This is a genomic window from Pseudomonas sp. GW821-FHT04D07 (assembly GCF_059420225.1).
In genome coordinates this window covers 70209-92040 of record NZ_JBWKTH010000026.1, presented here as the reverse complement: position 1 = coordinate 92040, position 21832 = coordinate 70209, and the positions used below count along the sequence as shown (strand labels likewise).

The following is a 21832-nucleotide window of genomic DNA, read 5'->3' as shown; positions in this document are numbered from 1 at the left end:
GGAATCCTGGTCCTCGCCTGGCGCATCACAAGTGCGTCTTCAGGCGAGCAAGAGGACGGCACGGACCGCCCTCCCTTTCGATACGTTATGCGCCGACTACGATCGGTCGCGCCAAAGGCGGGACGGCTGCACTTTTGTGTGCGATACCAGCCTCGAACTCCGGACGGAAATACTTGATGGCGCTGCCCAATGGCTCGATGGCACCCGGTGCGTGAGCACAGAAGGTCTTGCCCGGGCCGAGGAAACCGACCAGACCCAGCAGGGTCTCGATATCGCCGGCCTGGCCTTCGCCGTTCTCCAGCGCGCGCAGCAGCTTGACGCTCCACGGCAGGCCGTCGCGGCAAGGGGTGCAGAAACCGCACGACTCACGGGCGAAGAACTCTTCCATGTTGCGCAGCAGCGAAACCATGTTGACGCTGTCGTCCACCGCCATGGCCAGACCGGTGCCCATACGGGTGCCGACCTTGCCGATGCCGCCGGCATACATTTGCGCTTCCAGGTGTTCGGGCAGGAGGAAACCGGTACCGGCACCGCCTGGCTGCCAGCACTTGAGCTTGAAGCCATCGCGCATGCCGCCGGCATAGTCTTCGAACAGCTCGCGGGCGGTGATGCCGAACGGCAGTTCCCACAGGCCAGGGTTCTTCACTTTGCCGGAGAAACCCATCAGCTTGGTGCCGTGGTCTTCGCTGCCTTCGCGGGCGAGGGATTTGTACCAGTCGATGCCGTTGCCGATGATCGCCGGTACGTTGCACAGGGTCTCGACGTTGTTCACGCAGGTCGGCTTGCCCCAGACGCCGACGGCGGCGGGGAAGGGCGGCTTGGAGCGCGGGTTGGCGCGACGGCCTTCGAGGGAGTTGATCAGCGCGGTTTCTTCGCCGCAGATGTAACGCCCGGCGCCGGTGTGGACGAACAGCTCGAAGTCGAAGCCGCTGCCGAGGATGTTCTTGCCCAGCAGGCCGGCGGCCTTGGCTTCTTCCACCGCACGGTTGAGGTGCTTGGCGGCGGTGACGTATTCACCGCGCAGGAAGATGTAGCCACGGTAGGTTTTCAGCGCACGGGCGCTGATCAGCATGCCTTCGATCAGCAGATGGGGCAGTTGCTCCATCAGCATGCGGTCTTTCCAGGTGTTCGGCTCCATTTCATCCGCGTTGCACAGCAGGTAGCGGATGTTCATGGATTCGTCTTTGGGCATCAGGCCCCACTTCACCCCGGTGGGGAAGCCCGCGCCACCGCGACCCTTGAGGCCGGCGTCCTTCACGGTCTGGACGATATCGTCCGTGGCCATGTCGGCGAAGGCCTTGCGGGCGGCGGCGTAGCCGTCCTTGGCCTGGTATTCGTCGAGCCACACCGGCTCGGCGTCATCACGCAGGCGCCAGGTCAGCGGGTGGGTTTCTGCCGACCGCGCAATGCGGTTGGCAGGGCCGAAGGAAGTCAGGGTCATACGTAGTCCTCCAGCAGTTTGGCAACACCAGCTGGCTGGACGTCGCCGAAGGTGTCGTCATCGATCATCAGCGCCGGGGCCTTGTCGCAGTTGCCGAGGCAGCAGACGGGCAGCAGGGTGAAGCGGCCGTCGGCGGTGGTTTGACCCAGGCCGATGCCGAGCTTGCTCTGGATCTCGCTGACCACCGACTCGTGGCCGCCGATGTAGCAGACCATGCTGTCGCAGACGCGAATGATGTGACGACCGACCGGCTGGCGGAAGATCTGGCTGTAGAAGGTCGCGACGCCTTCGACGTCGCTGGCCGGAATCCCGAGGATCTCGCCGATGGCGTAGAGCGCGCCGTCAGGCACCCAGCCACGTTCCTTCTGGACGATCTTCAGGGCTTCGATGGACGCCGCGCGCGGGTCTTCGTAGTGATGCAACTCGTGCTCGATGGCCGAGCGCTCGGTTTCGCTGAGGGCGAAACGGTCTGTCTGGATAAGCGGGCTGTTCATGCTTAGCGGTCCACGTCGGCCATAACGAAGTCGATACTACCCAGGTACGCGATCAAGTCCGCGACCATGCTGCCTTTGATCACCGAAGGGATCTGTTGCAGATGCGGGAAGCTTGGAGTGCGGATCCGGGTACGGTAGCTCATGGTGCCGCCGTCGCTCGTCAGGTAATAACTGTTGATGCCCTTGGTCGCTTCGATCATCTGGAAGGATTCGTTGGCCGGCATGACCGGGCCCCACGAAACTTGCAGGAAGTGCGTGATCAGGGTCTCGATGTGCTGCAACGTGCGCTCTTTGGGCGGCGGCGTGGTCAGCGGGTGATCCGCCTTGTACGGGCCTTCCGGCATGTTGCGCAGGCACTGGTCGATGATCTTGATGCTCTGGCGCATTTCTTCGACGCGGACCATGCAGCGATCGTAGGCGTCGCCATTGGCCGCCAGCGGGACTTCGAATTCGAAGTTCTCGTAGCCGGAGTAGGGGCGGGCTTTACGCAGGTCGAAATCGCAACCGGTGGAACGCAGGCCGGCACCGGTGACACCCCATTCCAGGGCTTCCTTGGTGTTGTAGGCGGCGACACCGACGGTCCGACCCTTGAGGATGCTGTTCTGCAGGGCGGCCTTGGTGTACTCGTCGAGGCGTTTTGGCAGCCAGTCGACGAATTCCTTGACCAGACCGTCCCAGCCACGTGGCAAGTCGTGGGCGACGCCGCCGATGCGGTACCAGGCCGGGTGCAGGCGGAAACCGGTGATGGCTTCGATGACCTTGTAGGCGCGCTGGCGGTCGGTGAAGGTGAAGAACACCGGGGTCATGGCGCCGACGTCCTGGATATAGGTGCCCAGGAACAGCAGGTGGCTGGTGATCCGGAAGAACTCGGCCATCATGATGCGGATGGTGTCGACCCGGTCCGGCACCTTGATGCCGGCCAGCTTCTCGACCGAGAGCACGTACGGCAGGTTGTTCATCACCCCGCCGAGGTAGTCGATACGGTCGGTGTAGGGGATGAAGCTGTGCCAGGACTGGCGCTCGGCCATTTTCTCGGCGCCACGGTGGTGGTAGCCGATGTCCGGGACGCAGTCGACGACTTCTTCGCCGTCCAGTTGCAGGATGATACGGAAGGCACCGTGGGCCGAAGGGTGGTTCGGACCCAGGTTGAGGAACATGTAGTCCTCGTTGGCGCCAGAACGCTTCATGCCCCAGTCTTCCGGGCGGAAGCGCGCGGCCTCTTCCTCAAGCTGTTGCTTGGCCAGGGTCAGGCTGTACGGATCGAATTCGGTGGCACGGGCCGGGAAGTCCTTGCGCAGCGGGTGACCTTCCCAGGTCGGTGGCATCATGATGCGCGACAGGTGCGGGTGGCCGGGGAAATCGATGCCGAACATGTCCCAGACTTCACGCTCGTACCAGTTGGCGTTTGGCCAGATACCGGTCACGGTCGGGATGCTCAGGTCGCCTTCGCTGAGGGCAACCTTGATCATCACGTCGCTGTTACGTTCCAGCGACATCAGGTGATAGAACACGGTGAAGTCGGCGCCGCTCGGCAGGCCCTGACGCTTGGTGCGCAGACGTTCGTCCACGCCGTGCAGGTCATAGAGCATGACGTACGGCTTGGGCAGGTTGCGCAGGAAGGTCAGGACTTCGACGAGCTTGGCCCGGGTCACCCAGAGCACCGGCATGCCGGTACGGGTGGCCTGGGCGGTGAAGGCCTCGGGGCCAAAACGGTTGTTCAGTTCGACGACCACATCCTGGTCGTCAGCCTTGTAAGGCGGGATGTACAGAGCACTGCCTGTAGTCATGGTTTCTTATCGCTTTCGGTCAACGTAAAGAATGAAGCCAGCTTCTCGTTTCTTTTTACAGAGCGGATCTGGATCAGACTTCGTCGGGGCTGCGCAGGTTAGTGACCTGAATACGCTGTTCGCGGCGCTGTTCCTTTTGCGACGGCATCTCGGCGCGATACACGCCTTGATCACCGACGACCCAGGAAAGTGGGCGACGCTCCTGGCCAATCGACTCCTGCAACAGCATCAAGCCTTGCAGGAAAGCCTCGGGGCGGGGCGGGCAGCCAGGCACGTAGACGTCCACGGGCAGGAACTTGTCCACCCCCTGGACTACGGAGTAGATGTCGTACATGCCGCCGGAGTTGGCGCACGAACCCATGGAGATGACCCACTTGGGTTCGAGCATTTGCTCGTAGAGACGCTGGATGATCGGCGCCATCTTGATGAAGCAGGTGCCGGCAATAACCATGAAATCCGCCTGACGCGGCGATGCCCGGATAACCTCGGCGCCGAAGCGGGCGATGTCGTGGGGCGCCGTGAAGGCGGTGGTCATTTCCACATAGCAGCAGGACAAGCCGAAGTTGTACGGCCACAGGGAGTTCTTGCGCCCCCAGTTGACCGCGCCGTTCAGCACGTCTTCCAGCTTGCCCATGTAGATGTTCTTGTGGACTTGATCCTCTAACGGATCGGAAACGGTTTCCCGTTGGCCGATCGGGTACTGCTCGTTAGGCGCATCCGGGTCGATTCGAGTGAGATTGTATTGCATTGCCAAAGCCTCATTGTTTCAGCTTCGCCTGCCGCTTCTGACGAGCTTGCGGAGCCCAATCAAGCGCCCCCACTCGGTAAAGGTAGACAAGACCTGCCAACAGAATTGCTATGAAAACGAGAGCTTCGACGAATCCGGTCCAGCCGCTTTCGCGGACGGACACAGACCATGCAAAGAGAAAGAGGGCTTCGATATCGAAGATCACGAACAGCATCGCGACCAGATAGAATTTGGCGGAGAGCCGCAAGCGGGCGCTACCGGTGGGCAGCATGCCAGACTCGAACGGTTCGTTTTTGCTGCGGCCCCAGGCTTTTGACCCGAGGAGGCTGGAAAGACCGAGCATGAAGGCACAGAGGCCGACGACGCCGAGCAGGAAAATGGCAAAGCCCCAGTTGTGGGCCATGAGTCCGGTCGCTTCGGGCATGCGGGTAATCCTTAACAGAGCGCAAGGGGCTCTGAGCGTGATAAAGAAGTAAAAGCAGTGACGATATGTCGCAGTGCAATCTATCCCGGTGATTTTATGGCTAAACACCGGGCAAGTAAATTTTCTATAGCGAAATTATTGTCTGGAATAAGGACATGTTGAGGTCTCGATGGCTCGCAGGCCATGCGCTGTGGGCATTAGGGGCCTTTTTGTTAATTATGTTTTATCCGCATTGTAATGAACGAAGTGAATATTGAATGATAATTGATATCATCTAGGTCGCTCCAATGCTTGTTGTAGCCCGCGAAGGGAAGTGTAGTGGCTTTAAACGCCGGTGCGACGAAAGTTGCGTCGCGCGTCGTTTTAGCGTTTTTTGTCGCAATCGATACCGCTCTGGATCAATGTTTTGCATCGTCATGGCCGAACGTATTCCTTGATGTAGGAGCGAGCTTGCCCGCGATGGGCGCCAACGATGACCCGGGTTTGCTGGAGGGATGCGGTGTCCTGAAGTCCATCGCGAGCAAGCTCGCTCTTACAGGGGGGGGCGTAAGTGATAGGTAAAAAAACGCCCCGAACCAGTCGGGGCGTCAGTTTTTCAGGCATTCCAGTTAGTTCTGCTTCGTTCTGGGATGGCCGCTTGCTCGCAGCGTACTCAGTGGAACTGTTCTTCTTCGGTCGAACCGGTCAGCGCGGTCACCGAGGACGAACCGCCCTGGATCACGGTGGTCATGTCGTCGAAGTAGCCGGTGCCGACTTCCTGCTGGTGCGCAACGAAGGTGTAACCCTTGGCCGCGTCGGCGAATTCCTGTTCCTGCAGCTTCACGTAGGCGGTCATGTCGTTGCGGGCGTAGTCGTGCGCCAGGTTGAACATGCTGTGCCACATGTTGTGGATACCCGCCAGGGTGATGAACTGGTGCTTGTAGCCCATGGCCGACAGTTCGCGCTGGAACTTGGCGATGGTCGCGTCGTCCAGGTTCTTCTTCCAGTTGAAAGACGGCGAGCAGTTGTAGGACAGCAGTTGGTCCGGGTATTCCTTCTTGATGGCTTCGGCGAAGCGACGGGCTTCGTCCAGGTCCGGCTTGGCGGTTTCACACCAGATCAGGTCGGCGTACGGCGCGTAGGCCAGGCCGCGGGCGATGGCCTGGTCGAGGCCGGCGCGGACTTTATAGAAGCCTTCCTGGGTGCGTTCGCCGGTCACGAATGGCTGGTCGTACGGATCGCAGTCCGAAGTCAGCAGGTCGGCGGCGTTGGCGTCGGTACGGGCCAGGATGATGGTCGGTGTACCGGCAACGTCGGCGGCCAGGCGGGCGGCGGTCAGCTTCTGTACGGCTTCCTGGGTTGGAACCAGTACCTTGCCGCCCATGTGGCCGCATTTCTTCACGGAAGCCAGTTGGTCTTCGAAGTGCACGCCGGCGGCGCCCGCTTCGATCATGCTCTTCATCAGTTCGTAGGCGTTCAGGACGCCGCCGAAACCGGCTTCGGCGTCAGCCACGATCGGTGCGAAGTAGTCGATGTAGCCGTCATCACCCGGGTTCTTGCCGGCTTTCCACTGGATCTGGTCGGCGCGACGGAACGAGTTGTTGATGCGCTTGACCACGGTCGGCACGGAGTCCACCGGGTACAGCGACTGGTCGGGGTACATGGATTCGGCGGAGTTGTTGTCCGCGGCCACTTGCCAGCCCGACAGGTAGATCGCCTGGATGCCGGCCTTGACTTGTTGCACGGCCTGGCCGCCGGTCAGGGCGCCCATGCAGTTGACGAAATCTTTATCCGGACGGAAGGATGGCTTGGCGCCCTGGGTGACCAGGTTCCACAGTTTCTCGGCGCCCATGCGGGCCAGGGTGTGCTCGGGTTGAACCGAGCCACGCAGGCGGACCACGTCAGCGGCGGAGTAAGTGCGTGTCACGCCTTTCCAGCGCGGGTTTTCAGCCCAGTCTTTTTCAAGGGCTGCAATTTGCTGTTCGCGTGTCAGTGCCATGGAGATAAACCTCGTCGCATAGGTCTTTAGGTGGAGAATTCATGCTCCGCCGGGTGTTCAAGCCGAGGGCTTGGACAAACGGCTGCTCGCTGACCAGAAGCTTAGGCGCTCAGGTGCGGTCTGGCGGGGAAGGCGACGATTGAACGATGGGCTCAAGGGGGAAGTGAGCGAGGCGAGGGCGAGCCATCGGGCGCATTGGGGCATCGTGGGCCTTCATGCAGACTTCAGGGTCTTGCCGTTCTACCTATTACGCTTCCGTCCCTCGGGACAACTTCGTTCCAGTCGCAACCTCGTCAAACGCGCCTTGTGGGCGGTACAGACACGAATCGGCTCAGGTGGGTAGGTTAGAGCGGCGATCCGAAGGCCCTTGCCAGGGCCCCTGATTAGCGGGAGCGAGGTCATCATGCCTTCGGTTTTTTGGCTCGTCAAACATTTTGTAGTGCTTTTTTTTAGGCACTACATCTTTAGTCTAATACGACTTGTCAGTCAGTTTTTGGTGCTTTAGTCCAGGCTGTCGACTTTCACCCGCAAAGTCATGTCGTTACGTCCGGAGGTCGAGTAGCTGCGGGTTAGCGCCTGCCGGTCGGCCTGGCTCTGGCCATTGACGCCAGCCAGGGTGATCCACTCGCCCAGGCGCCCGCTGACGGTTGTGTCGGTGCTTTGCACATTCACTACATCCTGACGTTCCTGGCTGATCCGGTCACGATTTGTGCTGATGGACAGGTGAACGATGTCGCCGGTGACGCTGGCGGTGACGTAGAAGCCTTGGGTCACGTTGCGGTATTGGCTCTGTATTTGCGTCAGGGGTTGCTGGTTCGGGTTCTGGTTCTGGTTGGAGCCGTTGCCGAAGGACTGGTTGGTGCTGATGGCGGTGGTCAGCGGCACGCTCTGGCCGACCTGGATCAGTGCCGGGGTGCCTTCGACGGTCTGCACCTGCTGTATGCCGCCGTCGCGACTGGCGGTGCCGTAGTTGATGATACGGGTCTGGTTCTGGCCGTTGACGGCGTAGCCCTGGCTGTTCTGATCGTTGTTTTCACTGGTGTCGACGCTGATCAGCAGGCGCTTGGCCGGGGTGTCCAGTTGTCCGAGGAAGTCGCGCAGTTCCTTGATCTTGGCCGGTTCGGCATTGACGATCAGTTGGTTCTGGTAGGCGCTGGCCTTGCCGTCCTTACCGAGAAAGTCCTGGGCCACGGGCAGCAGGTCGGCGCTGGTGCGGTAGTTCAGGGGGATGATTTCGGTGGCGGCCTGGGCGCTGAGCGTGCAGGTCAGTAGCAGGCCGGTGAGCAGGGTGCGTAGGGACATGTCCGTTATCTCCGCGTTGGACTGGGCAATGGCTTGAGTTTGACAGTTTCTCGGCCATTGGTGGGTCAAGTTGAATCGCGGACGGCAAAACGCCCCGGCATCGGGGGATGGCGGGGCGTTTTTGGAGTGTGTCTGCTGACGCCTTCGCGGGCAAGCTCCGCTCCCACGGGTTTTGCGCCACACACAAAATCTGTGGTTGCCCTCAATCCTGTGGGAGCGGAGCTTGCCCGCGAATGGCTGCGCAGCAGCGCCGGCTTTTAAACCGAGTTGCGCACCATATCGACGTGGGGAATCCCGGCTTCGAGAAACTCCTCGCTGACAATGCTGAACCCCAGACGCTCATAGAACCGGGTCGCCTGGACCTGGGCACTGAGCATTTGTTGCTTGAGGCCGCGTTTCTCGGCCTCGCCGATCACCGCCTGCATCAGCGCGTCACCGACCTTCAGCCCGCGCCAGTCCTTGAGCACCGACACCCGGCCGATATGACCGTCCGGCAGCAGCCGGGCGGTACCAATCGGGAAGTCTCCCTCGAAGGCCAGGAAATGCGCGGCACCGCTGTCATCGGCGTCCCACTCCAGTTCCGGTGGAACCGACTGCTCGGCGATGAACACCGACTCACGAATGCGCCGAATCTCGGCGTTATCCTTTTGCCAGTCCGCGACACGTACGTGAATTCTATTCATCGGCAAATCCCAGGCTTCCTTGTTTGACCAGCTGACACAGCAGGCTACGGCCATCTTCATCGGCCAACCATGGCGCCAGATTATCCTCGTGCAGCGCATCGGCCGCACAGATCATTTTCAACAGCTCGCGCAGCTTGCCCGGCAGCAGGCGGCTCTGTCCGCTGGCGAACAGTAGCAGGTCGTCGTCGACTTCGGACCAGGCCATGCGTGCGCTCGGGTTGCGGATCAGCACCGCGCCCTGTTGCAGGCCATCAAGCAGGTCTTCTTCTTCGAGTTCCGGGCCCACCACCAGCTCCGGATAACGTGGCTCGGTCATGAACTGGCCGAACCAGGTCAGCAACAGGCGCTCGTCGCTCATGTGCTCGGCCAGCAAGCTTTTCAGGCGGTCGAGGGCGTCGTGCTGGATCTGGTGCGGATCGGCCACCGGCTGCGCGTCGGCGTCGGTGTAGCGTTCTTCGTCCGGCAGGAACTGGGCGAGGAAGTCGGTGAAGTGGGTCAGTACTTCAGCGGCGCTCGGTGCGCGGAAACCTACCGAATAGGTCATGCAGTCGTCCACGGCCACGCCGCAATGGGCCAGGCGCGGTGGCAGGTAGAGCATGTCGCCGGGTTCCAGGGTCCACTCGGCGGTTTCCTCGAAGCCGGCGAGGATGCGCAGGTCGGCGTGTTCCAGCAGCGGGCTGGTGGAATCGCACATCTGGCCGATTTTCCAGTTGCGCTTGCCGTGGCCCTGGAGCAGGAACACATCGTAGTTGTCGAAGTGCGGACCGACGCTGCCGCCGGGTGCGGCAAAGCTGATCATCACGTCGTCGATGCGCCAGCTCGGCAGGAAGCGGAAGTGCTCCAGCAGCTCGGCGACTTCCGGGACGAACTGGTCCACGGCCTGCACCAGCAGGGTCCACTCGCGTTCCGGCAGTTGGCTGAAGGCGTCTTCGGCGAACGGGCCACGGCGCAGTTCCCAGGGGCGCTCGCCGTGCTCGATGATCAGGCGCGATTCGACTTCTTCTTCCAGGGCCAGGCCGGCGAGTTCATCGGCGTCGATCGGGCTTTCGAAATCCGGAATGGCCTGACGGATCAGCAGCGGTTTTTTCTGCCAGTAGTCACGCAGAAATTCCCGGGCGGTGATGCCGCCCAGAAGTTGCAGAGGAGTATCAGGATTCATGTGTAACCTATTGAAAAAACGTATTTTTAAGACTGGAATAAAAACGCCCGGCTCAGCCGGGCGTTCAGAGCGGGTACGGTGCGATCAGATACGCTGGGCCTGGGCCACGGCGTTGCCGATGTAGTTGGCCGGGGTGAGCTTTTTCAGCTCGGCCTTGGCGTCCGCGGGCATCTCGAGACCGTCGATGAAAGTCTGCAGCGCTTCCGGGCTGATGCCCTTGCCGCGGGTCAGTTCTTTCAGTTTTTCGTACGGGTTTTCGATGTTGTAGCGACGCATGACGGTCTGGATCGGCTCGGCCAGGACTTCCCAGCAGGCGTTCAGGTCGGCGGCGATTTTCTGCTCGTTGAGCTCCAGCTTGCTGATGCCCTTGAGGCTGGCTTCGTAAGCAATGATGCTGTGGGCGAAGCCGACGCCGAGGTTGCGCAGCACGGTGGAGTCGGTCAGGTCACGCTGCCAGCGGGAGATCGGCAGTTTGCTGGCCAGGTGCTGGAACAGCGCGTTGGCGATGCCCAGGTTGCCTTCGGAGTTCTCGAAGTCGATCGGGTTGACCTTGTGCGGCATGGTCGAGGAACCGATTTCGCCGGCAATGGTGCGCTGCTTGAAGTAGCCCAGGGAGATGTAGCCCCAGATATCGCGGTCGAAGTCGATCAGGATAGTGTTGAAGCGCGCGATCGCGTCGAACAGTTCGGCGATGTAGTCGTGCGGCTCGATCTGGGTGGTGTAGGGGTTGAAGCCCAGGCCCAGTTCGTCTTCGATGAAGGCGCGGGCGTTGGCTTCCCAGTCGATCTGCGGGTAGGCCGACAGGTGCGCGTTGTAGTTGCCCACGGCACCGTTGATCTTGCCCAGCAGTGGCACGGCGGCGACTTGGGCGATCTGGCGCTCCAGGCGGTAGACGACGTTCGCCAGTTCCTTGCCCAGGGTGGTCGGCGAGGCCGGCTGGCCGTGGGTGCGCGAGAGCATCGGCACGGCGGCGAAGCGCTGGGCCAGTTCGCGGATGGCTTCGGCGATCTGGCGCATCAGCGGCAGCAGCACGTCGTCACGGCCTTCGCGCAGCATCAGGGCGTGGGACAGGTTGTTGATGTCCTCGCTGGTGCAGGCGAAGTGGATGAATTCGCTGACGTTGGCCAGTTCAGGCAGCTTGGCGGCCTGTTCCTTGAGCAGGTACTCGATGGCTTTGACGTCGTGGTTGGTGGTGCGCTCGATCTCCTTCACACGCTCGGCGTGTTCCAGGGAGAAGTTCTCGGCGAGGGTGTTCAGGACCGCGTTGGCTTCGGCGGAAAAAGCCGGAACTTCGCCGATCTCGGCGTGGGCGGCCAGGCGCTGGAGCCAGCGCACTTCCACCAGCACGCGCGCACGGATCAGCCCGTATTCACTGAAAATAGGGCGCAGGGCCTGGGTTTTGCCGGCGTAGCGGCCGTCAACAGGGGAAACCGCAGTGAGCGAAGAAAGCTGCATGGGGTGTTCTCGGACAGTCGGGCAACGAAATGGGGCGCGTATCATACATGAAAATAACCACCGGTCTGTTGCCAACCGACCGGCGTCTTGCGCTTTTCGCGGATAACAGCGCCTAGGCGCTGTGCATCAGCGGGTACAGTTCCTTGAGCAGCTTGCGCCGGCTGACCACCAGTTGCCAGCGATGGCCGCCCAGTTGTCGCCACAGGCGCGCCGAGCGGATACCGGCCAGCAGCAGGGCGCGGATCTTCGAGGCGTTGCTCGGTTGTTGCAGGTTGCGCATGTCGCCGTGCACCTGGATACGCTGGCGCAGGGTGCTCAGGGTGTCCTGGTACAGGGCGCCACAGGCGGCCACCACGTTTTCGTGGGACGGGCCGAAATGCTCGACCTGGGACTGGATCTGCGGCAGGCGCTTGCTGATGATCTCCAGCAGGTCGTCACGCTTGGCCAGTTGGCGCTCGAGGCCGAGCATCGACAGGGCATAGCGCAGCGGTTCGCGTTGCAGGGCGCTGGGATCGCGCTCGAGGGCGCCGATCAGCGCGCGGTAGCCTTCACGCAGCTGGAGGTCGTCGCCGCCGTAGACTTCCAGGGTGTCCTTGGGGTCGCGCACCAGCAGGCTGCCGAGCATGCAGCTCAGGCCGGCTTCGCTGGATTGGCCGCTCTTGGCGATCTTGTCCACCAGCACCGCGGCGAGAAATACGCCGCCCAACGCCGTCAGTTGCTCCTGGGTCGGGCTCATGGACGCTGTTCCTTGAAGGTCCAGGGCTCGGCGACTTCGATCACGCCGCCACCGAGGCAGATCTCGCCGTCGTAGAACACCACCGATTGACCCGGGGTCACCGCGCGCTGCGGTTCGTCGAACACGGCGCGATAGCCGTTTGCGGTCTGTTCCAGGGTGCAGGACTGGTCGCTTTGGCGATAGCGCACCTTGGCCGTCAGTTTGCGTGGCGCGCTCAAGTCCACCGGGTTGACCCAGTAGATCTCCGAGGCGAGCAGGGCGCGGGAAAACAGCCATGGGTGCTCGTTGCCCTGGCCGACGATCAGTTCGTTGTGCTCCAGGTCCTTGAGCAGCACGTACCACGGCTCGTCGCTGGCGTCCTTCAGGCCGCCGATGCCGAGGCCCTGGCGCTGGCCGATGGTGTGGTACATCAGGCCGTGGTGACGGCCGATGACTTCGCCTTCGGTGGTCTTGATCTCGCCCGGTTGGGCCGGCAGGTACTGTTTGAGGAAATCGCTGAAGCGCCGTTCACCGATAAAACAGATGCCGGTGGAGTCCTTCTTCTTCGCCGTGGCCAGCTCGTGTTTCTCGGCGATCGCACGCACTGCGGGCTTTTCCAGCTCGCCGACCGGGAACAGGGTCTTGGCGATCTGCTCGCCGCCGACGGCGTGGAGGAAGTAGCTCTGGTCCTTGTTCGGGTCCAGACCCTTGAGCAGTTCGGTGCGACCGTCGATGTCGCGGCGACGCACGTAGTGGCCGGTGGCGATCAGGTCGGCACCGAGCATCAGGGCGTAGTCGAGGAACGCCTTGAACTTGATTTCGCGGTTGCAGAGGATGTCCGGGTTCGGCGTGCGTCCGGCCTTGTATTCGGCCAGGAAGTGTTCGAACACGTTGTCCCAGTATTCGGCGGCGAAGTTGGCGGTGTGCAGCTTGATGCCGATCTTGTCGCACACGGCCTGGGCGTCCGCCAGGTCGTCCATGGCGGTGCAGTACTCCGTTCCGTCGTCTTCTTCCCAGTTCTTCATGAACAAGCCTTCCACCTGATAACCCTGCTCCATCAGCAGGACAGCGGAAACGGAAGAGTCTACGCCGCCGGACATGCCGACGATGACGCGCAGGTTTTCTGGGGCGGTGGCAGCTGGATCACGCATAGGGATTCAATGAGTGTCTTCGAAAAAGGACGCGATTCTAACAGGCCCGGGCCCGCAAGGCTAAAGAGAAGGGCGGATCAGCTCGAGACTGTGCGGGGGACCGGCCAGATAATCGTCCAGGCAACGGATGATCAGCTCGCTGCGCCATTGCGGGCGCAGGGCCAGCAATTCGTCGCGGGTCAGCCAGCGCGGGCCGATGATGCCGTGGTCCAGTTGATATTCGGGGTGGTGTTTGAGCGGTTTGCCGGCAAAACAGACGCGCTGGTAGGTTACGCCGTTGCTCGGGGCGGTATAGAGATAGATACCGATGACGCCAGTCAGTTCGACGTCCCAGCCGGTTTCCTCGAGGGTTTCGCGGAGGGCGGCGTCGCTGAGGCTTTCATGCGGGTCCAGGTGGCCGGCGGGCTGGTTGAAGACCACCTGTCCGTCTTGCAGTTCTTCGACCAGCAGGAAACGGCCATTGTCTTCGACGACGGTGGCGACGGTGATGTGGGGTTGCCATTCCATAGGGTGGGGCTCTCTTTGAACATGAGGGCATCATAGGGCGAACGCGGTCCCGTGTGGGAGCCGGCTTGCCGGCGATGCATGGCTCAGGGGCCTCATCGCCGGCAAGCCGGCCCCACAGGATTTGTATTCACAGGGCGATGAATGCTTGGGCCACAAACACAAACCCCGGCACTGGGCCGGGGTTTGTGGTGTTTCCAGAACGCTTACACCAGCGCAGCAATCGCCGCGTTGAAGGTCGTGCTCGGACGCATGGCCTTGCTGATCAGCTCGGCATCGGCGTGGTAGTAACCGCCGATGTCCACTGGCTTGCCCTGTACGGCGTTGAGTTCGGCAACGATAGTCGCCTCGTTCTCGGCCAGGGTCTTGGCCAGTTGGGTGAACTGGCCTTGCAACGCAGTGTCTTCGCTCTGGGCGGCCAAGGCCTGGGCCCAGTACAGCGCCAGGTAGAAGTGGCTGCCGCGGTTGTCGATGTTGCCGACTTTACGCGATGGCGACTTGTTGTTGTCGAGGAACTGGCCAGTGGCCTGGTCCAGGGTCTTCGACAGCACCAGGGCTTTCGGGTTGTTGTAGGTCACGCCCAGGTGCTCAAGGGAAGCGGCCAGGGCCAGGAACTCACCCAGGGAATCCCAGCGCAGGAAGTTCTCTTCCACCAGTTGCTGCACGTGTTTCGGTGCCGAACCGCCGGCGCCGGTTTCGAACAGACCACCGCCATTCATCAGCGGCACGATCGACAGCATCTTGGCGCTGGTGCCCAGTTCCATGATCGGGAACAGGTCGGTCAGGTAGTCGCGCAGCACGTTACCGGTGACCGAGATGGTGTCCTTGCCGGCACGGGTGCGGGCCAGGGTGAGTTTCATGGCATCGACCGGCGACATGATCTGGATGTCCAGGCCGGTGGTGTCGTGGTCCTTGAGGTAGGTCTGGACCTTTTCGATCACCACGCCGTCATGGGCGCGCATTGGGTCGAGCCAGAAGATTGCCGGAGTGTTGCTGGCGCGGGCGCGGTTGACGGCCAGCTTGACCCAGTCCTGGATCGGCGCGTCCTTGGCTTGGCACATGCGGAAGATGTCGCCGGCTTCCACGGTTTGTTCCAGCAGGGTGCGACCGCTGTTGTCGGAAACCCGAACCACACCGTCGACCTTGATCTGGAAGGTCTTGTCGTGGGAGCCGTACTCTTCGGCTTTTTTCGCCATCAGGCCGACGTTCGGCACGCTGCCCATGGTGGTTGGGTCGAAGGCGCCGTGTTGCTTGCAGTCTTCGATCACCGCCTGATAGATGGTGGCGTAGCAGCGATCCGGGATCACTGCCTTGGCGTCGTGCAGCTGGCCGTCGGTGCCCCACATCTTGCCGGAGTCACGGATCATCGCTGGCATCGAGGCGTCGACAATGACGTCGCTCGGCACGTGCAGGTTGGTGATGCCTTTGTCGGAGTTGACCATGGCCAACGCCGGACGGGCGGCGTAGACCGCCTGGATGTCGGCTTCGATCTGCGCCTGCTGCTCGGCCGGCAGGGCCTTGATGCGGGCGTACAGATCGCCGATGCCGTTGTTCAGGTTGAAGCCGATCTGCTCCAGCACGGCGGCGTGCTTGGTCAGTGCGTCTTTGTAGAACTCGGCAACGATCTGACCGAACATGATCGGGTCGGAGACCTTCATCATGGTGGCTTTCAGGTGAACCGACAGCAGCACGCCTTGTTTCTTGGCGTCTTCGATTTCAGCGGCGATAAAGCTGCGCAGGGCGTTCTTGCTCAGCACGGCGCAATCGAGGATCTCACCGGCTTGTACGCTGGTTTTCTCTTTCAGGACGCTGGCAGTACCGTCCTGGGCGATCAGCTCGATCTTGACGCTGCCGGCCGTGTCGATCAGCGCGGCTTTTTCGCTGCCGTAGAAGTCGCCGGTGCTCATGTGCGCGACGTGGGACTTGGAGTCGGCGGCCCAGGCGCCCATCTTGTGCGGGTGCTTGCGTGCATAGTTCTTGACCGACAACGGCGCGCGGCGGTCGGAGTTGCCTTCGCGCAGGACCGGGTTCACGGCGCTGCCCTTGATCTTGTCGTAACGGACGCGAGCGTCTTTCTCGGCGTCGTTGCTGACGGTTTCCGGGTAGTCCGGGATGTTGAAGCCCTGGGCTTGCAGTTCCTTGATCGCGGCCTGCAGTTGTGGAACCGAGGCGCTGATGTTCGGCAGCTTGATGATGTTGGCTTCAGGGGTGATGGCCAGCTCGCCCAGTTCGGCGAGGTGATCCGGCACGGCCTTGGCGCCCAGTTGTTCGGGGAAGCTTGCGAGAATGCGTCCGGCCAGCGAGATATCGCGGGTTTCCACGGCGATATCAGCCGAAGCGGTAAAGGCCTCTACGATAGGCAACAGTGAATAAGTGGCGAGGGCAGGGGCTTCGTCGGTGAAGGTGTAGATGATCTTCGAACGGTTGGGCATATTCGGATTAACTCTCTTCTTTGCTAAAGCATGCGCAGAAACTCGAGATGCGCCGGGTAAGCGCGTTCGTTCAAAAGTCATCCATGAGCCGAATGTCGAGGTTTCTTCGCGCGCGGTGATGTTGGGTGCATCAGTCGAGCGTCAAGCGGTCGGATTGCTATAACAACCCGGCTTTTTCGGGCGGAAAGTCTCGTTGTAGAGAGGTCAGCCGGCGTGACTCCATGGTCAGCGGCGCGATTATACATAGGTTGCTGGCAAAACGCCGATGCTTCATAAGCGACTACACTCGTCCATTGGTCTAAAGGTCGCAGGGCGCCCTGCGGCGAGGTGTCGCAAGAAGTGCTCGACTTTGGCGCTTTTACCTTTGCTTTCAAGCTTGTAGGCCGCGAATTCGAGGTTTTTCGCGGCAGATGAGTCGGGTGTGAGGTTCCCACGCGCAAGCACCTGGGGTACGCTCGAACGCAGCCAGATGTTCAATCCATAGATGGAGTTCAACATGGGATACAAGAAGATTCAGGTTCCGGCCGTCGGCGACAAAATCACCGTCAATCCAGACCATTCTCTCAATGTTCCTGACAACCCGATCATCCCCTTCATCGAAGGCGATGGTATTGGCGTCGATATCAGCCCGGTGATGATCAAGGTCGTCGACGCGGCGGTGCACAAGGCCTACGGCGGCAAGCGCAAGATCTCCTGGATGGAAGTCTTTGCCGGCGAGAAAGCCACCCAGGTCTATGACCAGGATACCTGGCTGCCCCAGGAAACCCTGGATGCGGTCAAGGATTACGTGGTCTCCATCAAGGGCCCGCTGACCACGCCGGTGGGTGGCGGTATCCGCTCGCTGAACGTGGCCTTGCGTCAGCAGCTCGACCTGTATGTCTGCCTGCGTCCGGTACGTTGGTTCGAAGGCGTGCCCAGCCCGGTGAAGAAACCTGGCGATGTCGACATGACCATCTTTCGTGAGAACTCCGAAGACATCTATGCCGGCATCGAATGGAAAGCCGGTTCGCCGGAAGCGATCAAGGTCATCAAGTTCCTGAAAGAAGAAATGGGTGTGACCAAGATCCGTTTCGACCAGGACTGCGGGATCGGCATCAAGCCGGTGTCGAAAGAGGGCACTCAGCGCCTGGTGCGCAAGGCCCTGCAATATGTCGTCGATAACGATCGCAAGTCGCTGACCATCGTGCACAAAGGCAACATCATGAAGTTCACCGAGGGTGCCTTCAAGGAATGGGCCTACGAAGTGGCGGCCGAAGAGTTCGGCGCGACCCTGCTCGATGGCGGTCCGTGGATGCAGTTCAAGAATCCGAAGACCGGCCGCAACGTGGTGGTCAAGGACGCCATCGCCGATGCCATGCTCCAGCAGATCCTGCTGCGTCCGGCCGAGTACGATGTGATCGCGACTTTGAACCTGAACGGTGACTACCTGTCCGACGCCCTGGCCGCCGAAGTCGGTGGTATCGGTATCGCGCCGGGGGCCAACCTGTCGGACACCGTGGCGATGTTCGAGGCGACCCATGGTACGGCGCCCAAGTACGCCGGCAAGGACCAGGTCAACCCCGGTTCGCTGATCCTCTCCGCGGAAATGATGCTACGGCACATGGGCTGGACCGAGGCGGCCGACCTGATCATCAAGGGCACCAACGGTGCCATCGGCGCGAAAACCGTGACTTACGATTTCGAGCGGCTGATGGACGGTGCGACGCTGGTGTCGTCTTCCGGCTTTGGCGATGCGCTGATCAAGCACATGTAACTCGACCGGCGGTCAACGAAAACGCCCGGCCCAAGTGATTGGGTCGGGCGTTTCGTTATCTGGACGTGTGTGGCTTTCAGACTCTGGCTGTGGGGGCTTGTGCTGCAACGTTCTGCGGTTTGGCAGCAGGCGCGGCAGCAGTCACCAACTGCCGGATGTTGACCGCATGCAAGCCCTTGGGGCCCTGGATGATCTCAAAGCTTACTGCCTGGCCAGCCTTAAGGGTTTTATAGCCATCCATCTGGATGGCCGAGTAATGGGCGAACAGGTCTTCACTTTTGCCTTCTTCAATGATGAAGCCGTAGCCCTTGGCATTGTTGAACCACTTGACTTTACCACTCAGCATGCTCATATCCCTCTGCAAACGACCCCATCACTGGAGTATCATCCAGTTCATCCTTCACTGCGTGAACCAGAAAAACGGTTGACGGTATGGACCTTTATTACCCACTGTGGGCTCTATTGGTTGTAACACCGTTTTGCCGATAGTCAAGGTGACCTGGCGGTCAGTATTGAAATCTGTCCACCGCGTCCCCATCACTGCAATTGCTCAACTGACGAACCTTTCTTTCCATGCATGCAATCAGCCAGATTCGACTAACATTCAATCAGGATCGCCCGGATTCCCACGACGACGATTCCGCGGGTATTGCAGTACAGGAATCCAAGCCCGCGTTGCAGGCGCCGCCGATGTACAAGGTGGTTTTGTTCAACGATGACTACACACCGATGGATTTCGTCGTCGAAGTGCTCGAGGTGTTTTTTAACCTGAATCGCGAGCTGGCGACCAAGGTCATGCTGGCCGTCCACACAGAAGGACGGGCAGTATGTGGAGTGTTTACCCGCGACATCGCCGAGACCAAGGCCATGCAGGTCAACCAGTACGCTAGGGAAAGCCAGCATCCGCTACTCTGTGAAATCGAGAAGGACGGTTAATGCCGACCACTTGGGTATGAGGTGAACTATGTTAAACCGCGAACTCGAAGTCACCCTCAATCTTGCCTTCAAGGAGGCTCGCTCGAAGCGTCATGAATTCATGACCGTCGAGCACCTGCTGCTGGCCCTTTTGGACAATGAGGCTGCCGCCACCGTCCTGCGTGCCTGTGGCGCCAATCTCGATAAACTCAAGCACGACCTGCAGGAGTTCATCGACTCCACCACGCCGCTGATCCCCGTTCATGACGAGGATCGCGAAACCCAGCCGACTCTGGGCTTCCAGCGTGTCCTGCAGCGTGCCGTTTTCCATGTGCAGAGTTCCGGTAAGCGTGAAGTGACGGGCGCCAACGTGCTGGTCGCGATCTTCAGCGAGCAGGAAAGCCAGGCGGTCTTCCTGCTCAAGCAACAAAGCGTGGCGCGTATCGATGTCGTCAACTACATCGCCCATGGCATCTCCAAGGTGCCCGGGCACGGCGATCACTCCGAAGGCGAGCAAGACATGCAGGACGAAGAGGGCGGTGAGTCTTCATCTTCAGGCAATCCACTGGACGCTTACGCCAGCAATCTGAACGAACTGGCGCGCCAGGGTCGTATCGATCCGCTGGTCGGGCGTGAGCTGGAAGTCGAGCGCGTGGCGCAGATCCTCGCGCGTCGGCGCAAGAACAACCCGTTGCTGGTGGGCGAGGCGGGCGTGGGCAAGACAGCCATCGCCGAAGGCCTGGCCAAGCGCATCGTCGACAACCAGGTGCCGGACCTGCTGGCCAACAGCGTGGTCTATTCCCTCGACCTCGGTGCCTTGCTGGCCGGTACCAAATACCGTGGCGATTTCGAGAAGCGCTTCAAGGCGCTGCTCGGCGAGCTGAAAAAACGTCCGCAGGCGATCCTGTTCATCGACGAAATCCACACCATCATTGGTGCGGGTGCCGCTTCCGGTGGCGTCATGGATGCCTCGAACCTGCTCAAGCCGTTGCTCTCCTCGGGTGATATCCGCTGCATCGGTTCGACCACCTTCCAGGAGTTTCGCGGCATCTTCGAGAAGGACCGGGCCCTGGCGCGGCGCTTCCAGAAGGTCGACGTGTCCGAGCCTTCGGTGGAAGACACCATCGGCATCCTGCGCGGCCTGAAAGGGCGTTTCGAGCAGCACCACAACATCGAGTACAGCGACGAGGCCTTGCGCGCCGCCGCCGAACTGGCGTCGCGTTATATCAATGACCGGCACATGCCGGACAAGGCCATCGACGTGATCGACGAGGCGGGGGCCTATCAGCGCCTGCAACCGATCGAGAAACGGGTCAAGCGTATCGAGGTCGCGCAGGTCGAGGACATCGTGGCGAAGATCGCGCGGATTCCGCCAAAACACGTCACCAGCTCCGACAAGGAACTGCTGCGTAACCTGGAACGCGACCTGAAACTCACCGTGTTCGGCCAGGATGCGGCCATCGACTCGTTGTCGACCGCCATCAAGCTGTCCCGTGCCGGGTTGAAGTCGCCGGACAAGCCGGTCGGTTCGTTCCTGTTCGCCGGTCCCACCGGTGTCGGCAAGACCGAAGCGGCCCGGCAGTTGGCCAAGGCGATGGGGATCGAGCTGGTGCGCTTCGACATGTCCGAGTACATGGAGCGGCACACCGTATCGCGTCTGATCGGTGCGCCTCCGGGCTATGTCGGTTTCGACCAGGGCGGCCTGCTGACCGAGGCCATCACCAAGCAACCGCATTGCGTCCTGCTGCTCGATGAAATCGAGAAGGCTCACCCGGAAGTCTTCAACCTGCTGTTGCAGGTAATGGACCACGGGACCCTGACCGACAACAACGGGCGCAAGGCGGATTTCCGCAACGTGATCGTGATCATGACCACCAACGCCGGTGCCGAGACCGCGGCGCGTGCGTCGATCGGCTTCGCGCACCAGGATCACTCTTCCGATGCCATGGAAGTGATCAAGAAGAGCTTCACGCCGGAGTTCCGCAACCGTTTGGACACCATTATCCAGTTTGGTCGCCTCAGTCATGAGGTCATCAAGAGCGTGGTGGACAAGTTCCTTACCGAACTTCAGGCGCAGCTGGAAGACAAGCGCGTGCAGCTGGAAGTCACCGATGCGGCACGCAGTTGGCTGGCGGAGAGTGGTTACGACGCGGCAATGGGCGCACGTCCAATGGCGCGTCTGATCCAGGACAAGATCAAGCGGCCATTGGCCGAAGAGATCCTGTTCGGCGAGTTGTCCGACCATGGCGGTGTGGTGCACATCGACATCAAGGATGGCGAGCTGACTTTCGAGTTCGAAACCACGGCTGAAATGGCGTGATGTAGGTCCTGCAAACACAACAAAGGCGCCTTCTGGCGCCTTTGTTGTGTCTGTGATTTTGAAAACACCGCGTCTTCTGTGGGAGCCGGCTTGCCGGCGACGGCGTCCCTGAGATCAATGCAGGATTCAAGGGTTCCATCGCCGGCAAGCCGGCTCCCACAAAAGAGGGGCGTCAGTCCCTAAAGTGCACACAAACAAAAACGCCCGGCGATGCCGGGCGTTTTTGTATCGACTTGCTTAGCGGGCGCGGTAAGTGATGCGCCCTTTGCTCAAGTCGTAGGGCGTCAGCTCGACGCGCACTTTGTCACCGGTGAGAATACGAATGTAGTTCTTGCGCATTTTTCCGGAGATATGCGCGGTTACGACGTGCCCATTTTCCAATTCCACGCGAAACATGGTATTCGGCAGGGTGTCGACGACAGTGCCTTCCATTTCGAAGCTGTCTTCTTTCGACATGCAGTAAAGCCCTCGGTGTCCAGTGAATGGCCCGGTGCAACTGCGCCAGGCAAAAGCGGCGTGCATTGTGCCCGAAAAAGGGGGTTCACGCCAAGGGGTTAGTACTGGCCTGGGA

Annotated in this window: 19 protein-coding genes; 3 read left to right on the top strand and 16 right to left on the bottom strand. The window is 60.8% G+C overall.

Going from position 1 to position 21832, the window contains the following annotated elements:
- Positions 1-85: 85 nt before the first annotated feature.
- The 14 genes from nuoF to AC07T0_RS24815 all read right to left on the bottom strand — a co-directional run bounded on the left by nuoF (position 86) and on the right by AC07T0_RS24815 (position 16273).
- Entirely contained in the window at positions 86-1441 is a 1356-nt protein-coding gene (nuoF, locus tag AC07T0_RS24880; RefSeq protein ID WP_103495049.1) for an NADH-quinone oxidoreductase subunit NuoF, read from the bottom strand.
- On the bottom strand, positions 1438-1935 hold the full coding sequence (gene nuoE, locus AC07T0_RS24875) for an NADH-quinone oxidoreductase subunit NuoE (protein WP_495003672.1): 498 nt from the start codon (positions 1933-1935) through the stop codon (positions 1438-1440). Before nuoE ends, nuoF begins: the two co-directional genes overlap by 4 nt.
- A gap of 2 nt (positions 1936-1937) precedes the next feature.
- On the bottom strand, positions 1938-3722 hold the full coding sequence (nuoC, locus tag AC07T0_RS24870) for an NADH-quinone oxidoreductase subunit C/D (RefSeq protein ID WP_495003671.1): 1785 nt from the start codon (positions 3720-3722) through the stop codon (positions 1938-1940).
- A gap of 73 nt (positions 3723-3795) precedes the next feature.
- Positions 3796-4470 carry a NuoB/complex I 20 kDa subunit family protein gene (locus AC07T0_RS24865; RefSeq protein WP_100940076.1) on the bottom strand — a complete coding sequence of 225 codons (675 nt, stop codon included), beginning with the start codon at positions 4468-4470 and terminating at the stop codon, positions 3796-3798.
- Between the two features lie 10 nt (positions 4471-4480).
- Positions 4481-4894: an NADH-quinone oxidoreductase subunit A gene (locus AC07T0_RS24860; protein WP_495003670.1), complete on the bottom strand. Its 414-nt coding sequence runs from the start codon at positions 4892-4894 to the stop codon at positions 4481-4483.
- A 652-nt stretch (positions 4895-5546) separates the two neighbouring features.
- A complete protein-coding gene (gene aceA, locus AC07T0_RS24855; RefSeq protein ID WP_495003669.1) occupies positions 5547-6872 on the bottom strand; it encodes an isocitrate lyase in 1326 nt (441 codons plus the stop codon).
- A gap of 501 nt (positions 6873-7373) precedes the next feature.
- The gene (locus AC07T0_RS24850; RefSeq protein ID WP_495003668.1) at positions 7374-8174 is read right to left on the bottom strand and encodes a secretin N-terminal domain-containing protein; all 801 of its coding nucleotides are present in this window, start codon (positions 8172-8174) and stop codon (positions 7374-7376) included.
- Positions 8175-8431: 257 nt separating this feature from the next.
- On the bottom strand, positions 8432-8857 hold the full coding sequence (locus tag AC07T0_RS24845; RefSeq protein WP_495003667.1) for a GNAT family N-acetyltransferase: 426 nt from the start codon (positions 8855-8857) through the stop codon (positions 8432-8434).
- Entirely contained in the window at positions 8850-10016 is a 1167-nt protein-coding gene (locus tag AC07T0_RS24840; protein ID WP_495003666.1) for a ribosomal protein uL16 3-hydroxylase, read from the bottom strand. Before AC07T0_RS24840 ends, AC07T0_RS24845 begins: the two co-directional genes overlap by 8 nt.
- Before the next feature lie 84 nt (positions 10017-10100).
- Positions 10101-11471, bottom strand: coding sequence for an adenylosuccinate lyase (purB, locus tag AC07T0_RS24835; RefSeq protein ID WP_495003665.1), 1371 nt, complete (start codon positions 11469-11471; stop codon positions 10101-10103).
- Positions 11472-11583: 112 nt separating this feature from the next.
- Positions 11584-12207: a high frequency lysogenization protein HflD gene (gene hflD, locus AC07T0_RS24830; RefSeq protein WP_495003664.1), complete on the bottom strand. Its 624-nt coding sequence runs from the start codon at positions 12205-12207 to the stop codon at positions 11584-11586.
- Positions 12204-13337, bottom strand: coding sequence for a tRNA 2-thiouridine(34) synthase MnmA (mnmA, locus tag AC07T0_RS24825; RefSeq protein ID WP_495003663.1), 1134 nt, complete (start codon positions 13335-13337; stop codon positions 12204-12206). The genes hflD and mnmA overlap by 4 nt, the downstream gene beginning before the upstream one ends.
- A gap of 60 nt (positions 13338-13397) precedes the next feature.
- Complete coding sequence (locus AC07T0_RS24820; protein WP_495003662.1) at positions 13398-13844, bottom strand: NUDIX hydrolase; 447 nt, start codon at positions 13842-13844, stop codon at positions 13398-13400.
- 203 nt (positions 13845-14047) lie between these two features.
- Positions 14048-16273: an NADP-dependent isocitrate dehydrogenase gene (locus tag AC07T0_RS24815; protein ID WP_495003661.1), complete on the bottom strand. Its 2226-nt coding sequence runs from the start codon at positions 16271-16273 to the stop codon at positions 14048-14050.
- 496 nt (positions 16274-16769) lie between these two features.
- Between AC07T0_RS24815 and icd the strand changes: the two genes are divergently transcribed.
- The gene (gene icd, locus AC07T0_RS24810; protein WP_495003660.1) at positions 16770-18026 is read left to right on the top strand and encodes an NADP-dependent isocitrate dehydrogenase; all 1257 of its coding nucleotides are present in this window, start codon (positions 16770-16772) and stop codon (positions 18024-18026) included.
- Positions 18027-18102: 76 nt separating this feature from the next.
- Here icd and cspD read toward each other — a convergent pair whose 3' ends face one another.
- The gene (gene cspD, locus AC07T0_RS24805; protein WP_495003659.1) at positions 18103-18372 is read right to left on the bottom strand and encodes a cold shock domain-containing protein CspD; all 270 of its coding nucleotides are present in this window, start codon (positions 18370-18372) and stop codon (positions 18103-18105) included.
- A gap of 227 nt (positions 18373-18599) precedes the next feature.
- Here cspD and clpS point away from each other — a divergent pair, with 227 nt between their 5' ends.
- Positions 18600-18962 carry an ATP-dependent Clp protease adapter ClpS gene (gene clpS / locus AC07T0_RS24800; RefSeq protein ID WP_040069302.1) on the top strand — a complete coding sequence of 121 codons (363 nt, stop codon included), beginning with the start codon at positions 18600-18602 and terminating at the stop codon, positions 18960-18962.
- 28 nt (positions 18963-18990) lie between these two features.
- Positions 18991-21261: an ATP-dependent Clp protease ATP-binding subunit ClpA gene (clpA, locus tag AC07T0_RS24795; protein WP_248800039.1), complete on the top strand. Its 2271-nt coding sequence runs from the start codon at positions 18991-18993 to the stop codon at positions 21259-21261.
- Positions 21262-21498: 237 nt separating this feature from the next.
- Here the strand turns inward: clpA and infA are convergent, their stop codons facing one another.
- Complete coding sequence (gene infA / locus AC07T0_RS24790) at positions 21499-21717, bottom strand: translation initiation factor IF-1 (RefSeq protein WP_002553999.1); 219 nt, start codon at positions 21715-21717, stop codon at positions 21499-21501.
- Positions 21718-21832 lie beyond the last annotated feature (115 nt).

Excerpts from the sequence above, each read along its gene's own strand:
- nuoF (WP_103495049.1), bottom strand. The coding sequence starts at position 1,441 with ATGACCCTGACTTCCTTCGGCCCTGCCAACCGCATTGCGCGGTCGGCA.
- nuoE (WP_495003672.1), bottom strand. The coding sequence starts at position 1,935 with ATGAACAGCCCGCTTATCCAGACAGACCGTTTCGCCCTCAGCGAAACC.
- nuoC (WP_495003671.1), bottom strand. The coding sequence starts at position 3,722 with ATGACTACAGGCAGTGCTCTGTACATCCCGCCTTACAAGGCTGACGAC.
- AC07T0_RS24865 (WP_100940076.1), bottom strand. The coding sequence starts at position 4,470 with ATGCAATACAATCTCACTCGAATCGACCCGGATGCGCCTAACGAGCAG.
- AC07T0_RS24860 (WP_495003670.1), bottom strand. The coding sequence starts at position 4,894 with ATGCCCGAAGCGACCGGACTCATGGCCCACAACTGGGGCTTTGCCATT.
- aceA (WP_495003669.1), bottom strand. The coding sequence starts at position 6,872 with ATGGCACTGACACGCGAACAGCAAATTGCAGCCCTTGAAAAAGACTGG.
- AC07T0_RS24850 (WP_495003668.1), bottom strand. The coding sequence starts at position 8,174 with ATGTCCCTACGCACCCTGCTCACCGGCCTGCTACTGACCTGCACGCTC.
- AC07T0_RS24845 (WP_495003667.1), bottom strand. The coding sequence starts at position 8,857 with ATGAATAGAATTCACGTACGTGTCGCGGACTGGCAAAAGGATAACGCC.
- AC07T0_RS24840 (WP_495003666.1), bottom strand. The coding sequence starts at position 10,016 with ATGAATCCTGATACTCCTCTGCAACTTCTGGGCGGCATCACCGCCCGG.
- purB (WP_495003665.1), bottom strand. The coding sequence starts at position 11,471 with ATGCAGCTTTCTTCGCTCACTGCGGTTTCCCCTGTTGACGGCCGCTAC.
- hflD (WP_495003664.1), bottom strand. The coding sequence starts at position 12,207 with ATGAGCCCGACCCAGGAGCAACTGACGGCGTTGGGCGGCGTATTTCTC.
- mnmA (WP_495003663.1), bottom strand. The coding sequence starts at position 13,337 with ATGCGTGATCCAGCTGCCACCGCCCCAGAAAACCTGCGCGTCATCGTC.
- AC07T0_RS24820 (WP_495003662.1), bottom strand. The coding sequence starts at position 13,844 with ATGGAATGGCAACCCCACATCACCGTCGCCACCGTCGTCGAAGACAAT.
- AC07T0_RS24815 (WP_495003661.1), bottom strand. The coding sequence starts at position 16,273 with ATGCCCAACCGTTCGAAGATCATCTACACCTTCACCGACGAAGCCCCT.
- icd (WP_495003660.1), top strand. The coding sequence starts at position 16,770 with ATGGGATACAAGAAGATTCAGGTTCCGGCCGTCGGCGACAAAATCACC.
- cspD (WP_495003659.1), bottom strand. The coding sequence starts at position 18,372 with ATGCTGAGTGGTAAAGTCAAGTGGTTCAACAATGCCAAGGGCTACGGC.
- clpS (WP_040069302.1), top strand. The coding sequence starts at position 18,600 with ATGCATGCAATCAGCCAGATTCGACTAACATTCAATCAGGATCGCCCG.
- clpA (WP_248800039.1), top strand. The coding sequence starts at position 18,991 with ATGTTAAACCGCGAACTCGAAGTCACCCTCAATCTTGCCTTCAAGGAG.
- infA (WP_002553999.1), bottom strand. The coding sequence starts at position 21,717 with ATGTCGAAAGAAGACAGCTTCGAAATGGAAGGCACTGTCGTCGACACC.